The following is a 12,930-nucleotide window of genomic DNA, read 5'->3' as shown; positions in this document are numbered from 1 at the left end:
TTCAATCAGCCTTATCAGCAGTACGAGCAAGAGGTTTACGACGGGAAACAGGCGATACGTGGGCCGAACCATTGTTCAGCGCCATCATCAGCGCCGGCATCCAGCGGCCGAGCAGACCGAACAGGTCACCCGCACCCACCTGGCGGTTGGCGGTTTTCAACACGCGGCCCAGGCAGGCATCGTCGTCCCGATTGGACGGCGAGGCATTGAGCATGTCACGCAAAGACTGTTCGAACGGATCGTGCATAAAGACCTCTCGCAAGTGATTTAAAAGACGAGGGTAAAATTCCTGAGGTCACATAGGACCCTTCATACGTTCAGGTCATATTCAGCTCAAACCCAGCGCAACCGTCGAAAAAGCCACCATTGTCCAAGCGCGACCGAGACCATCAACAGGCACGCAATCATGAATCCATAGGGGCTGGCAGAGAACGGAATCCCGCCCACATTTATACCCAGCAGCCCGGTGAGAAAACTCATCGGCAGGAAGATCCCGGTGATGATCCCGAACCGGTACATGGTGCGGTTCATGCGTACGCTCAAGCGCCGGTCTTCGGCCTCAAGCACAAGCCCCACGCGCTCCCGGGTCAATTCGAGCTCTTCCAGGTAGCGGGTCAGGCTGTTGTTCAATTCGTTCCAATAGTCGGCATCGTCGTCACAGAACCACGGCAATTTGATCCGCGTGAGCTGGGCAAAAATATCCCGCTGCGGTGCGAGGAATCGCTTCAGCCCAGCGGCGCGTCGACGGATCTGCAAAACGCTGCCATGTTCCGGCGTATACCGTTCGTCGGTATCGAGTTTTTCTTCCTCTGCATCGACGACTTCAGACAAGTCCGTGACCAGATCCTGCACTTTATTGGTCAGGTACTGCGCCATATAAAGGATAAGTTCCGAGGCCGTTTTCGGGCCCTTGCCGTCCGCCAACTGCACCAGCAGCTCGTCAGTGGCGCGCAACGGGCGCAAACGCAGGGAAATCACACGACTGGCTGCGGCGAAGATACGCACCGAAACCATGTCTTCCGGCTCTGCCCCTGGGTTGAGGTTGATCCCACGCAGAAACAACAGCAATTCCGCGTCCGGCAACGGCAACAGACGCGGACGGGTGTTCTCCTCCAGCAACAGGTCACAGGCGAACTCGCTCAAGCCACTGGATTTACGCAGCCAGGTCTGAGTCTGCGGATGGCTGCGATCCCAATGCAACCACAGGCTTTCCTGAGGTTGCAGTTGCAAGTCGTCGAGCTCTGTCCGGGCAATCGAACGCGCACCGCCTTTACCGTCCAGCACCAGGGCATGCACCAGCCCCCATTGCGCGTTTTCTTCCTCGAACATCCTCACCCCGTCGATTATTGCGGTTTATTCAGGCATTTTCAGCGGGCTGGGCGACACAATCACGCCGTTGTTGTCGGCGTAGATGTACTCACCCGGACGGAACGTCACCCCCGCAAACGTGACCACCACGTTCAAGTCACCGATGCCGCGTTTGTCGGTCTTCATCGGGTGACTCGCCAAGGCCTGCACCCCCAGGTCGGTCTGGGCGATCACATCGACGTCACGGATGCAGCCGTAGATCACCAGGCCTTCCCAGCCATTTTTTGCGGCTTTCTCGGCGATCATGTCGCCCAGCAGCGCGCGGCGCAGGGAACCACCCCCATCGACCACCAGCACCTTGCCGGCGCCAGGCTGGTCGGCCTGTTCCTTGACCAAGGAGTTATCTTCGAAACATTTTAGGGTGACAATTTCACCACCAAAGGAATCTCGGCCGCCGAAATTGCTGAACATCGGCTCAAGCACCTGCACCAGTTCCGGGTAGGCGTCGCACAGGTCAGGGGTCACGTAATGGTTCATTGAAAAATTCCTTTCTGTCAAAGAGGTGTCTTTCGAAAGAAGCGCCAGCCCAAGCAGGGGCGAAACATCCCATCCGCATCGCCGCAACGCAATAGCCACTGCGCGACTGAATATGACCAGAAGCGTTTAACGCGTCATATCTTAGCCGCAACCACACACGAGTGAAACGCCCTTGGCAGAGCGTTGCCTCAAACCGTGGCCAGCACCTCGGCCTGCACACCGAATAAGGGTGTGAGCGGATCTTTCAACCACTGCTCCACCAATGGCCACACTTGAACCTGTGCGGCTTTGCTGACCAGCATTTCCACGTGCCCGAAATCCTCGGTAAACCCTTGCTGGCGGCCCAGGCACAGGTATTGACGGTGCTCGGATCCGACTTGCTCGAACAATTTGCGACACGCCCAGTCAGGGTCCTGATGATCGCCGGCGGCGCTGACCGCCAACAACGGCACATCGACACTTGCCAAGCCTTTCCACCAGTCGTTTTTACCCTCGCCAAAGCGGCCGAACAGACCATTCCAACGCATGGCTTCGATCAACACGCCCGCGGGCTCGTCCTCCGGGCCACGCTTGAACCGTGAGCCGGACAGTTCGCCGAAGCGTTTCAGCAGCAAGCGGCCAGTCCACTCCACCGGTGGCAATTTCAACGGCCAGTGGGTGCGGCTGACCTGGCAACCAAACAACGCCACCGAAGCCACTGCCGGCGCGCCAAGGTGGTGCCCACCCAGCGCCGCAGCCAGGCTTGTGCCGCCCAGGGAATGGCCGATCCAGTGGGGAATCTGCGCACTCTGCTCACGCACAAACGCGCCAATCGCCGGCAAGTCATAGCGTGCATAGTCAGCGACGCGATTGCGGGCGTAGTTATGATTGCGCTTGGACAAACCATGGCCGCGCATTTCCGGGATCCACACATCAAACCCCTGGCGTGCCAGGTAAGCCCCCAGGCCAATGCCCTTGGGTGAGTACCAGAAGCGCCGGTTGGAAAAACTGCCATGCAACAAAATAACCGGGATGCCCCGGTTTTCCGGGACATCGGCCAAGCCCAAACGAGTAACGGCCAGCTCGACGGTACCGTCGGGGCTGTTACCGGGTTTGAGGCGGTACACATCTTCACTCAGGTCGCCACGACGTTCAGCGCTGATCAGGGCGACGGGAAACAGGTTGCTGCTGCTTTGCATAATGCTCTTGCACAAAAAAGGGCGGCGTCCGGAAGGAATTCCGCCCTGCACAGATAAGAATGCCGGTCACCCTCGAGAGGTGACCGGCACTTTTGACGTAACGACCTTAGACGGACGCTTGGCCTTCCGCCAGGAAGAACCAGGTTTCCAGCACGGAATCGGGGTTCAGCGAGACGCTTTCGATGCCCTGCTCCATCAGCCATTTGGCTAGGTCAGGGTGGTCGGAAGGGCCTTGGCCACAGATACCGATGTACTTGCCGGCCTTGTTACACGCCTGGATGGCATTGGCCAGCAGCTTCTTGACCGCAGGGTTACGCTCGTCGAACAGGTGCGCGATGATCCCGGAGTCGCGGTCTAGGCCCAGGGTCAGTTGGGTCAGGTCGTTGGAGCCGATGGAGAAACCGTCGAAGAACTCCAGGAACTCTTCGGCCAGGATGGCGTTGGACGGCAGTTCGCACATCATGATCACGCGCAGACCGTTTTCGCCACGCGACAGACCGTTTTCAGCCAGCAGGTCGACCACCTGGCTCGCCTCGCCCAGGGTGCGCACGAACGGCACCATGATCTCGACGTTGGTCAGGCCCATCTCGTTGCGCACGCGCTTGAGGGCGCGGCATTCGAGTTCGAAGCAATCACGGAACGCTTCGCTGATGTAACGCGAGGCACCACGGAAGCCCAGCATCGGGTTTTCTTCTTCCGGCTCGTAGAGCTTGCCGCCGATCAGGTTCGCGTATTCGTTGGACTTGAAGTCCGACAGGCGCACGATGACTTTTTTCGGGTAGAACGCCGCCGCCAAGGTGCTGATGCCTTCCACCAGCTTCTCGACGTAGAAGCCGACCGGGTCGTTGTAGCCGGCAATACGCTTGTCGACGCTTTCCTTGATGTCCAGCGGCAGGCCGTCGTAGTTCAACAGGGCCTTGGGGTGCACGCCGATCATGCGGTTGATGATGAACTCCAGGCGGGCCAGGCCCACACCGGCGTTCGGCAACTGCGCGAAGTCAAAGGCGCGGTCCGGGTTGCCGACGTTCATCATGATCTTGAACGGCAGGTCCGGCATGGCGTCGATGGAGTTTTGCTTGATGTCGAAGCCCAACTCGCCTTCGAAGATGAAGCCGGTATCGCCTTCGGCGCAGGACACGGTCACGCCCTGGCCGTCCTTGAGCAGTTGGGTGGCGTTGCCGCAACCCACTACGGCCGGAATCCCCAGCTCACGGGCGATGATCGCCGCGTGGCAGGTACGCCCGCCACGGTTGGTGACGATGGCGCTGGCGCGTTTCATCACCGGTTCCCAATCCGGGTCGGTCATGTCGGAGACCAGAACGTCACCTGGCTGGACTTTGTCCATTTCGGACACGTCCTTGATGATCCGCACCTTGCCCGCGCCGATGCGCTGGCCGATGGCGCGACCTTCCACCAGCACCGTGCCGGTCTCTTTCAACAGGTAGCGTTCCATGACGTTGGCCGAAGTACGGCTCTTCACGGTTTCCGGACGGGCCTGCACGATGTACAGCTTGCCGTCGTCACCGTCCTTGGCCCATTCGATGTCCATCGGGCACTTGTAGTGCTTTTCGATGATCATCGCTTGCTTGGCCAACTCGCTGACTTCCGCGTCGCTCAGGCAGAAACGGGCGCGTTCGGCCTTGTCCACCTCAACGGTTTTAACCGAGCGACCGGCTTTGGCCTCGTCACCGTAGATCATCTTGATGGCCTTGCTGCCCAGGTTGCGGCGCAAGATGGCCGGGCGACCAGCCTCAAGGGTATGTTTGTGTACGTAGAATTCGTCGGGGTTGACCGCGCCTTGTACGACGGTTTCGCCCAGGCCGTAGGCGCCGGTGATAAACACCACGTCACGGAAGCCCGATTCGGTATCGAGGGTGAACATGACGCCGGCAGTGCCGGTTTCCGAACGCACCATGCGCTGTACACCGGCAGACAAAGCCACCAGCTTATGGTCGAAACCCTGGTGCACACGGTAGGAAATCGCGCGATCGTTAAACAACGAGGCGAAGACTTCCTTGGCTGCGCGGATCACGTTTTCGACGCCGCGGATGTTCAGGAAGGTCTCTTGCTGGCCGGCGAAGGAGGCATCCGGCAAGTCTTCGGCGGTGGCCGAGGAGCGCACGGCAACAGCCATGTCCGGGTTGCCGGCCGACAGGGTGGCGAAGGCGGTGCGGATTTCTTCGTTGAGCTTCTCAGGGAACTCGGCGTCCATGATCCATTGGCGGATCTGGGCACCGGTCTTGGCGAGGGCATTGACGTCATCAACGTCCAGAGCGTCCAGCGCGGCGTGGATCTGAGCATTGAGGCCGCTCAGTTCGAGGAAATCGCGGTAAGCCTGGGCCGTGGTGGCGAAACCACCGGGCACCGATACACCTGCGCCTGCAAGATTACTGATCATCTCGCCGAGGGATGCGTTCTTGCCCCCCACGTGCTCTACATCATGGACGCCGAGCTTATCGAGGGAAACTACGTACTCTACCAAGGTGATCTCTCCACTTTCTGTGTTGGAAAAGCTCAGGACGCTGGCTGCTCAGTAGGAGCGTTCGCCAGCGCTTGTGGCCTGGACCTGGAAAATAAGTGAGAATGCGGCCCACCGCGGGACGGCAAAATCGCGCCTATCATATCCAAGATTCGCCATCAGCTTAAGGCCCAGGGCTCAAATGAAACGATCTGCTTTCTTTATCTCCGACGGCACCGGCATCACAGCCGAAACATTGGGCCAGAGCCTGCTCGCGCAGTTCGAAAACATTACCTTCGCCAAATTCACGCGTCCGTACATCGACAGCGTGGATAAAGCGCGGGCCATGGTACAACAAATCAATCTGGCGGCTGAAAAAGACGGTTTCCGGCCGATCATTTTCGACACCATCGTCAATCAAGACATCCGTGAGATTCTCGCAACGTCGAATGGTTTCATGATCGACATTTTCTCGACCTTCCTGGCCCCGCTGGAGCAGGAGTTGAGTGAACACTCCTCCTATTCGGTCGGAAAGTCCCATTCCATTGGGCATAACTCCAATTATATGGAGCGTATCGAGGCGGTGAACTTTGCCCTCGACAACGACGACGGCGCCCGTACCCATTACTACGACAAGGCCGACCTGATCCTGGTCGGCGTGTCGCGCTGCGGCAAAACGCCCACCTGTTTATACATGGCCATGCAATTCGGTATTCGCGCAGCCAATTACCCGCTGACCGAGGACGACATGGAGCACCTGACGCTGCCGGCCGCCCTGCGCGCGCACTCGCACAAGCTGTTCGGCCTGACCATCGACCCGGACCGTCTCACGGCGATCCGCAATGAGCGCAAGCCCAACAGTCGCTATTCCAGCTATGCGCAGTGTGAGTTCGAAGTGCGCGAAGTAGAAAATCTGTTCCGTCGCGAGAATATTGCGCACATCAATTCCACGCATTTTTCGGTGGAGGAGATTTCGGCGAAGATTCTGGTGGAGAAAGGCGTGGAGCGGCGCTTCAAATAGTCATTACCGCCTGCCGCTTTTGTAGTGAGCGAGCTTGCCTCGCGCTGGGCAAGCCCGCTCACCACAATAAAGCGAGCCCGCCGTTACAGGTGGAAGCGCCCGCCTCCCTGCCCCAATGCTGTAGCCAGCGCATCAAACCCCGCCCGTAACAACTGATCATCCCCCGACGTATTGCAGATACTCGCCCGAATGAACTGAGGCACCGCCGTCTGCCCCACCGCAAAGGCTTCAGCGGTAGCGATCAGGTAATTATTCTGCTTGAGCTCCGCCTCGATTTCCGACGCACGCCACGGCTCCGGCACTTCAATCCAGAAATGCGGGCTGTTGAGATGGGTGCGGTATTCCAGCCCGGTCAGCAGGTCGCGGACCAGGGCTTTACGTCGGCTGATTTCGTTGATCTGCTGGCGCAGCAGGTATTCCGCCGTGCCGTTTTCGATCCACTGGGTGGCCAGCTCAAGGGTCACGGGCGTGGCCATCCAGCAGGTCGAACGCAGGGCTGCCGAAATACGGCTGACCAACGCCGGCGGCGCATGCACATAGCCCACGCGCAGCCCGGCGGACACCGCTTTGCTCAGGCTGCTGATCAGAATCGTACGCTCAGGGGCGAAATAGCTGAGTGGCGGCGGCCGGTCTTCGACCAACACACCGTGGGCTTCATCCTCAAGAATCAGCAGGTTGTGTTCCCGACACACTTTGACCAGCGCTTCGCGGCGCGCGACCGAGAGCACCGCCGTGGTCGGGTTCTGGATCGTGGGCGTGCAGTACAGCGCTGAAATCCGGTGATTACGACAGACTTCGTCCAGCGCGCTCGGCAGCACGCCCTCCTCGTCCATGTCCAGGCCGATCAGGCGGATACCCAGCATCCGCGCGGCCGTAATAAGGCCCGGATACGTCAGCTGTTCGGTGACCACCGTATCGCCCGCCCGCAACAGCGCCATCATTGAGCACAGCAGGCCGTGCTGGCCGCCGTTGACGCAGATGACTTGCTCGGGAATCGGATGAAAATCACGCTGCACCAGCCATTGCGCGCCCGCTTCACGGTAGCGCGGCAGGCCGGCGTCCGGGGTGTAGGCACTGATGTCCTGGAGGAACTTGGCGTTGGTCGACAGGGTTTGGAAGCTCTGGGCCAGGAACACCGTCTCCTGCCCGGGGATGTGCATGTTGCGGCTCATGTCGAAGTACTGACGCGGCTCTTCGCTGAAGTTGCGAAAACCTTCATCGCGCTGGCGCTCCATCCCACGCTTGCGCACGAACGTGCCGTCGCCGACTCGCGCCACAACCAAGCCCAAGCGTTCCAGTTCGCCGTAGGCCCGGCTGATGGTGCCTATCGTCACACCCAGGTTGTCGGAAAGCACCCGATGGGGCGGCAGTTTTCTTCCCGGTTCAATCAAGCCTTCAAGGATGCCCCGTTCCATGACATCGGACAGGCGCTTGTACTTCACGCCCTGCCCGTTGGACAACCCCTCACGCATAATTGACACCATGTCAATATTTGTTTTGACAGCCATCTTTCGCCCTAATAGTGTGCTTTTACGGGTTCAATCGCCGATTTTTACAACTCATTACAAGCTCAATATAGAGTTCAATTCCGGCTCAGGGAAGCAATAAACGATGCCAATGTCCGCCGTTCTCGAAAACACCGCCAAGACCAAAACCCAAAAACAGTGGCTGGCCGGGCTGATCACCAGCGTGATGTTCCTGATCGTTTGCCTGAGTTGGGGCACTACGTGGCTGGGGATCAAGATTGCCGTGGAGAGCGTGCCGCCGCTGACGTCCGCCGGCCTGCGCTTCCTGATCGCTTTCCCGCTGTTCCTGTGTTTTGCCATGGTGCGCCGCGAGCCGATCCTGTTTCCCCGTGAAAGCCGCTGGTTTTTTGTGTTTGTAACCCTGTCCTACTTCAGCGTGCCCTACTACCTGCTCAACTACGGCGAAATGCATGTCTCGTCCGGCCTTACCGCGCTGCTGTTCAGTTGCATGCCGGTGTTCATCCTGATCTTCTCCGCGCTGTTCCTGCGCGAGCGCATCTACTTTTCCCAGGTGGTCGGTATCGGTATCGGTTTCGGCAGCCTCTACATGATCATCAAGAGCCAGGGCCTGCACCTGGACCACGCCGAGTTCTTCGGGGTACTGGCGATTCTGACCGCTGCGATCATGCATGCCTTGTGCTACGTCATTACCAAGCAGAAAGGCAGCGCCATCAGCGTGATCACCTACAACACCCTGCCCATCGGCATTGCCGGGATGATGCTGTTCGTCGCCGGGCTGTGGTTTGAAGCGCCGACCTTCGACGCCATCACCTTGCGCTCTTGGGGCGCCCTGTTCTACCTGGGCCTGGTGGCCTCGGTGGGCGGGTTCATCGTGTACTTCATGCTGCTCAAGCGCTTGAGCCCGATCATCCTGTCATTCGTGTTCATCATCTTCCCAGTGTTCGCGGTGATCATTGGCGCCTGGTACGAAGGCGTGTCGATTTCCCGTGACCTGATGCTGTATTCGGCCATCCTGCTGGCCGGCTTTGCGATCACCAAGTTGCCGGTTGAAAAACTCCTGGCCAAGAAAAAATGACCCCTTCCCTGCCCCATCAACATCAGCAACGCGAGAGCCACATGGACGTCCTCCGCCCCACCGCCCTGGAACAGATCTACGCCCACGCCCGCCGCAGTTACCCCGAAGAATGCTGCGGTTTCATCTTCGCCGACGGCAGCGTGTACCTGGGCAGCAATATCCAGAATGAACTGCACCGCAAGAACCCCGAGGTGTACCCGCGCAGCGCAGCCAACGGCTACACGTTCTCGGTGGCCGACACCCTGCTGCTGAACAAAGCGTTTCGCAGCGACAACCCAGTGGTGGTGATCTACCACTCCCACCCGGACGTCGGTGCCTATTTCAGTGACGAAGACCAGGACAAGGCGCTGTTCCTGGGCGAGCCGATCTACCCCGTGAGCTACCTGGTGGTCGACGTTCGCCAGGGCCAGGCCCTGGGCTCCAAGCTGTTTGCCTGGGATGGCAAGCATTTCGCCCTTCAACCTTTCAACGACCTGCACACGGAGTTGTCCATGAACGCTGTCTCTTTCCCCGACATTCTGGTTCGCGTGGCCAAGCTGCCGGAATCGACCCTTGAGGGCACCGGATCGACATTGCGCGAAGTCATTGAAAACCTCTGCAGCAGCCACCCACAGTTGCGTTCGCACCTGTTCCACGAGAAGAACAACCAGCTCAAGGAACACTTCCTGTTTACGGCAGAGGAAGCGCTGATCGATGCCGACGAGCCTTTGCCGCAAAAGGCCAAAATCGAAGTCCTGCTCGCGACCTCTGGCGGCATGGATGTCGACGCACTGAGCAATGAAGAAGTACAGCGCTACGTGCGCCATATCACCTTGCCCGGCGTCGGTCGCGAAGGTCAGCTGAACCTGAAGAAAGCCAAGGTGCTGATCATCGGCACCGGCGGCCTCGGCTCACCGATCAGCCTGTACCTGGCCGCCGCCGGCATCGGCACCCTGGGGCTGGTGGACTTTGATGTGGTGGAAAGCAGCAACCTGCAACGCCAGATCGTCCACGGCAACAGCACACTCGGCATGCCCAAGGTCGAGTCCGCCAAGCAACGCCTGCAAGACCTCAACGGCCATATCCAGATCAACGCCCACGACACCGCGTTGAACGCTGACAACGCCCTGGAATTGGTAGGCGCCTACGACCTGGTGATCGACGGCACCGACAATTTCGACACCCGCTACCTCGTCAACGATGCCTGCGTGCAACTGGGCAAACCCTTGGTGTACGGCGCCATCTACCGCTTCGACGGGCAGATCAGCGTGCTCAACTATCAAGGCGGGCCTTGCTATCGCTGCCTGTTCCCCAGCCCGCCGCCCGCCGAACTGGCACCCAATTGCAGCGCCGGTGGCGTGATCGGGGTATTACCCGGCGTGGTCGGGATGATCCAGGCCACCGAGGCCATCAAACTGCTGATCGGTATTGGTGAACCCTTGTCGGGCCGCTTGATGCGCTTTGACGCGCTGGCGATGAAGTTCAGCGAGATCCGCTTCAAGCGCCGCGCCGATTGCCCCTGCTGTTCCGAGGCGCGCCACAGTGAAACCCTGGCGCCCGCTGTCTGCGCGGATGCCGTGCCCAACCCACCGTCCCTGGCCGAAGAGCGCTACATCAAGCCCCAGGTACTCAAGCAAGTGCTTGAACACCCCAGCAGCGCCGACGTGCTGCTGGACGTGCGCGACGCCAGCGAATTAGAGGTATGCAAGTTGCCGGGGGTGGTGCACATCCCCCTCGCCGAACTGGACGGCCACCTCGACAGCCTCAGCCGTGACAACACCCACTACCTGATCTGCTACGCCGGCAGCCGCGCAGAGCAAGCCGCCAGCACCTTGCTGGCCGCCGGTTTCGCCAACACCAAAGTCCTGCAGGGCGGCATGAAACATTGGGTTCGCGACGTCGAACCCGACATGCCTTTGTATTGAACCGAGGGCTGAATGATGTTGCATAACTCCATTCTTGAGGTGATCGGCCAAACGCCGATCGTGCGTTTGGCGCAGTTCTCCGAAGACCTCGGTATCGAGGTCTACGCCAAGCTCGAATCCCTCAACCCCGGCGGCAGCCACAAGGCGCGCATCGCCTTGGGCATGATCCTCGACGCCGAGCGCCGGGGCGTGCTGATCCGTGACTCCGGGCAAACCATCATCGAGCCCAGCGGGGGCAACACCGGTATCGGCCTGGTGATGGCCGGCAATGTGCTGGGCTACAAAGTGGTGCTGGTAATCCCCGACAACTACAGCCCCGAAAAACAGAAGCTGCTGCGTTTATATGGGGCCAAGGTGGTGCTGTCGGACAGTCGTCTGGGTAACAATTCCCACGGCGAAAAGTGCATGGAACTGCAGCTGGAAAACCCCAGCTACGTGATGCTCAACCAGCAGCGTAATGGTGCCAACCCGCAGACCCACCGCGACACCACCGCACCGGAAATCCTCCGCGCCTTCGGCGAGCGACGCGCAGACTACTTTGTCAGCGGCATCGGCACCGGCGGGCATATCACCGGCATCGGCGAAACCCTGAAAGCCGCCTGGCCGGGCCTGCGCGTCATGGGCGTGGAACCGGAAGAATGCGACCTGCTGAAAAACCAGCACGCGCCGCATCATATCCAGGGCCTGTCGATCGGCCTGATCCCGAGCATCCTCAACCTGGGCGTGATCGACGGCATGCTCAAGGTCTCGCGCCAGGACTGCATCGATATGATGAAACGCATCATGCGCACCGACGCCATCAGCCTGGGTCTGTCGTCCGCCGCCAACATGGTGGCTATCGCCAAGCTCGCTCCCGAACTACCGCCCGACACGGTGGTGTTGACCATGGTCTACGACAATGCCGACAGCTACCTGCCCAGTTTTGAATAACGGGTTTTCCAACCACACAGAATGCGGGGGTGCCTCGATGGGCGGCTTTATCGACATGCAACAATTGCACGATGAGTTGCTGACTCACCTCATCAAGACCCTCACACCCGTACAGATGAAACAGCTGGAACCGCACCTCGCGCCGCTGATCCAGAATGCCGCCCAGGCGGTGGCCGAAGACCTGATCGCCTATGCCTACCGTGACCCGGCGTCGCGTGGGCGCGGCGAGTTGATCCTGGAGTCCTACGCCTCGTTCAAGGCGGTGCTGTATTACCGCCTGGCACACGTGGTATGGAATTTCCCCGACCAGCACAATGGCGTGTTCTCGCGCATCGCGCTCAAGCTGAGCAACCAGGGCAAGATTCTGTCCGGCGCCGAAATTCACCCGGCGGCGCGCATCGGGCGACGCTTCGTGCTCGACCACGGCTACGGCACTGTGATCGGCGAAACCTGCGAGATCGGTAACGACTGTTACATCCTCTGCGGCGTGACCCTGGGCGCCCGCGGCATCGCCAACAACCCTGACGGCAAGCGCCATCCACGCCTGGGCAATAACGTTGAGGTGGGCGCCGGCGCACGCGTGCTGGGTTATGTGTTGATCGGCGACAACGTATTTATCAGCCCATCCTGCGTGATCACCCAGGACGTGCCCGCCGGCACCAAGGTCAAGGTGGTCAACCAGATTCAGCTGCAAAAAAACGATGAATCGGACAACAGCAACTACCTCGGTGCATTCGCCCTGGACGAGCGCTTGCATGTGGTCGGCGAGATCAACGCCAGCCACAAGGTCACCGTGCTGGACGCCGACTTTCATCCGTTGCAGGGGCTGATGCTGGAGCCCACGGTGAAGGAGCGTCATCACCTGCAATTTCGCCTGCACCGCGTCGAGTCGGGCCACCACTTGCCGCGCCTGCCGCTGAACCTGAAGGTCTGCGGCCCCGAATTTGAAATCACCCTGCTCTCCCCCCCTGGCTTGAGTGCAATGGTGCGTCACCTGCTGCAAGCCAGCCCATTGATCGTCGGAGGTTGAAC

Annotated in this window: 11 protein-coding genes; 5 read left to right on the top strand and 6 right to left on the bottom strand. The window is 59.8% G+C overall.

Annotation, left to right across the window (positions count from 1 at the left end):
• Position 1: 1 nt before the first annotated feature.
• The 5 genes from AO064_RS05285 to ppsA form a co-directional block, all read right to left on the bottom strand.
• On the bottom strand, positions 2 to 247 hold the full coding sequence (locus AO064_RS05285; protein ID WP_015885347.1) for a hypothetical protein: 246 nt from the start codon (positions 245 to 247) through the stop codon (positions 2 to 4).
• Positions 248 to 333: 86 nt separating this feature from the next.
• A complete protein-coding gene (locus AO064_RS05280) occupies positions 334 to 1,329 on the bottom strand; it encodes a zinc transporter ZntB (protein ID WP_064052647.1) in 996 nt (331 codons plus the stop codon).
• Between the two features lie 24 nt (positions 1,330 to 1,353).
• Positions 1,354 to 1,845 (bottom strand): ribonuclease E activity regulator RraA, encoded by a 492-nt coding sequence (rraA, locus tag AO064_RS05275; RefSeq protein WP_064052646.1) that lies wholly within the window; start codon positions 1,843 to 1,845, stop codon positions 1,354 to 1,356.
• Positions 1,846 to 2,033: 188 nt separating this feature from the next.
• Positions 2,034 to 3,023 carry an alpha/beta fold hydrolase gene (locus AO064_RS05270; RefSeq protein WP_064052645.1) on the bottom strand — a complete coding sequence of 330 codons (990 nt, stop codon included), beginning with the start codon at positions 3,021 to 3,023 and terminating at the stop codon, positions 2,034 to 2,036.
• A gap of 106 nt (positions 3,024 to 3,129) precedes the next feature.
• Complete coding sequence (gene ppsA / locus AO064_RS05265; RefSeq protein WP_015885351.1) at positions 3,130 to 5,505, bottom strand: phosphoenolpyruvate synthase; 2,376 nt, start codon at positions 5,503 to 5,505, stop codon at positions 3,130 to 3,132.
• A 178-nt stretch (positions 5,506 to 5,683) separates the two neighbouring features.
• On the opposite strand from ppsA, the gene ppsR reads away from it, so the two are divergent.
• The gene (gene ppsR / locus AO064_RS05260; protein WP_003193298.1) at positions 5,684 to 6,502 is read left to right on the top strand and encodes a posphoenolpyruvate synthetase regulatory kinase/phosphorylase PpsR; all 819 of its coding nucleotides are present in this window, start codon (positions 5,684 to 5,686) and stop codon (positions 6,500 to 6,502) included.
• A gap of 83 nt (positions 6,503 to 6,585) precedes the next feature.
• On the opposite strand, the gene AO064_RS05255 is transcribed toward ppsR, so the two are convergent.
• Positions 6,586 to 8,010 carry an aminotransferase-like domain-containing protein gene (locus AO064_RS05255; protein ID WP_046036409.1) on the bottom strand — a complete coding sequence of 475 codons (1,425 nt, stop codon included), beginning with the start codon at positions 8,008 to 8,010 and terminating at the stop codon, positions 6,586 to 6,588.
• A gap of 160 nt (positions 8,011 to 8,170) precedes the next feature.
• Between AO064_RS05255 and AO064_RS05250 the strand changes: the two genes are divergently transcribed.
• The 4 genes from AO064_RS05250 to AO064_RS05235 are packed head-to-tail and all read left to right on the top strand — an operon-like array spanning position 8,171 to position 12,928.
• Complete coding sequence (locus AO064_RS05250; protein ID WP_167355309.1) at positions 8,171 to 9,064, top strand: DMT family transporter; 894 nt, start codon at positions 8,171 to 8,173, stop codon at positions 9,062 to 9,064.
• Positions 9,065 to 9,105: 41 nt separating this feature from the next.
• Complete coding sequence (gene moeB / locus AO064_RS05245; RefSeq protein ID WP_064052852.1) at positions 9,106 to 10,968, top strand: molybdopterin-synthase adenylyltransferase MoeB; 1,863 nt, start codon at positions 9,106 to 9,108, stop codon at positions 10,966 to 10,968.
• A gap of 15 nt (positions 10,969 to 10,983) precedes the next feature.
• On the top strand, positions 10,984 to 11,898 hold the full coding sequence (locus AO064_RS05240) for a PLP-dependent cysteine synthase family protein (protein WP_064052851.1): 915 nt from the start codon (positions 10,984 to 10,986) through the stop codon (positions 11,896 to 11,898).
• 37 nt (positions 11,899 to 11,935) lie between these two features.
• Entirely contained in the window at positions 11,936 to 12,928 is a 993-nt protein-coding gene (locus AO064_RS05235) for a serine O-acetyltransferase (protein WP_064052643.1), read from the top strand.
• Positions 12,929 to 12,930: the final 2 nt, after the last annotated feature.

It is taken from the genome of Pseudomonas marginalis, assembly GCF_001645105.1.
GTDB lineage: Bacteria > Pseudomonadota > Gammaproteobacteria > Pseudomonadales > Pseudomonadaceae > Aquipseudomonas > Aquipseudomonas petroselini.
This window is presented reverse-complemented; position numbering and strand designations above follow the sequence as displayed.

Excerpts from the sequence above, each read along its gene's own strand:
- ppsR (WP_003193298.1), top strand. The coding sequence starts at position 5,684 with ATGAAACGATCTGCTTTCTTTATCTCCGACGGCACCGGCATCACAGCC.
- AO064_RS05240 (WP_064052851.1), top strand. The coding sequence starts at position 10,984 with ATGTTGCATAACTCCATTCTTGAGGTGATCGGCCAAACGCCGATCGTG.
- AO064_RS05285 (WP_015885347.1), bottom strand. The coding sequence starts at position 247 with ATGCACGATCCGTTCGAACAGTCTTTGCGTGACATGCTCAATGCCTCG.
- AO064_RS05270 (WP_064052645.1), bottom strand. The coding sequence starts at position 3,023 with ATGCAAAGCAGCAGCAACCTGTTTCCCGTCGCCCTGATCAGCGCTGAA.
- AO064_RS05280 (WP_064052647.1), bottom strand. The coding sequence starts at position 1,329 with ATGTTCGAGGAAGAAAACGCGCAATGGGGGCTGGTGCATGCCCTGGTG.
- AO064_RS05235 (WP_064052643.1), top strand. The coding sequence starts at position 11,936 with ATGGGCGGCTTTATCGACATGCAACAATTGCACGATGAGTTGCTGACT.
- AO064_RS05255 (WP_046036409.1), bottom strand. The coding sequence starts at position 8,010 with ATGGCTGTCAAAACAAATATTGACATGGTGTCAATTATGCGTGAGGGG.
- rraA (WP_064052646.1), bottom strand. The coding sequence starts at position 1,845 with ATGAACCATTACGTGACCCCTGACCTGTGCGACGCCTACCCGGAACTG.
- moeB (WP_064052852.1), top strand. The coding sequence starts at position 9,106 with ATGGACGTCCTCCGCCCCACCGCCCTGGAACAGATCTACGCCCACGCC.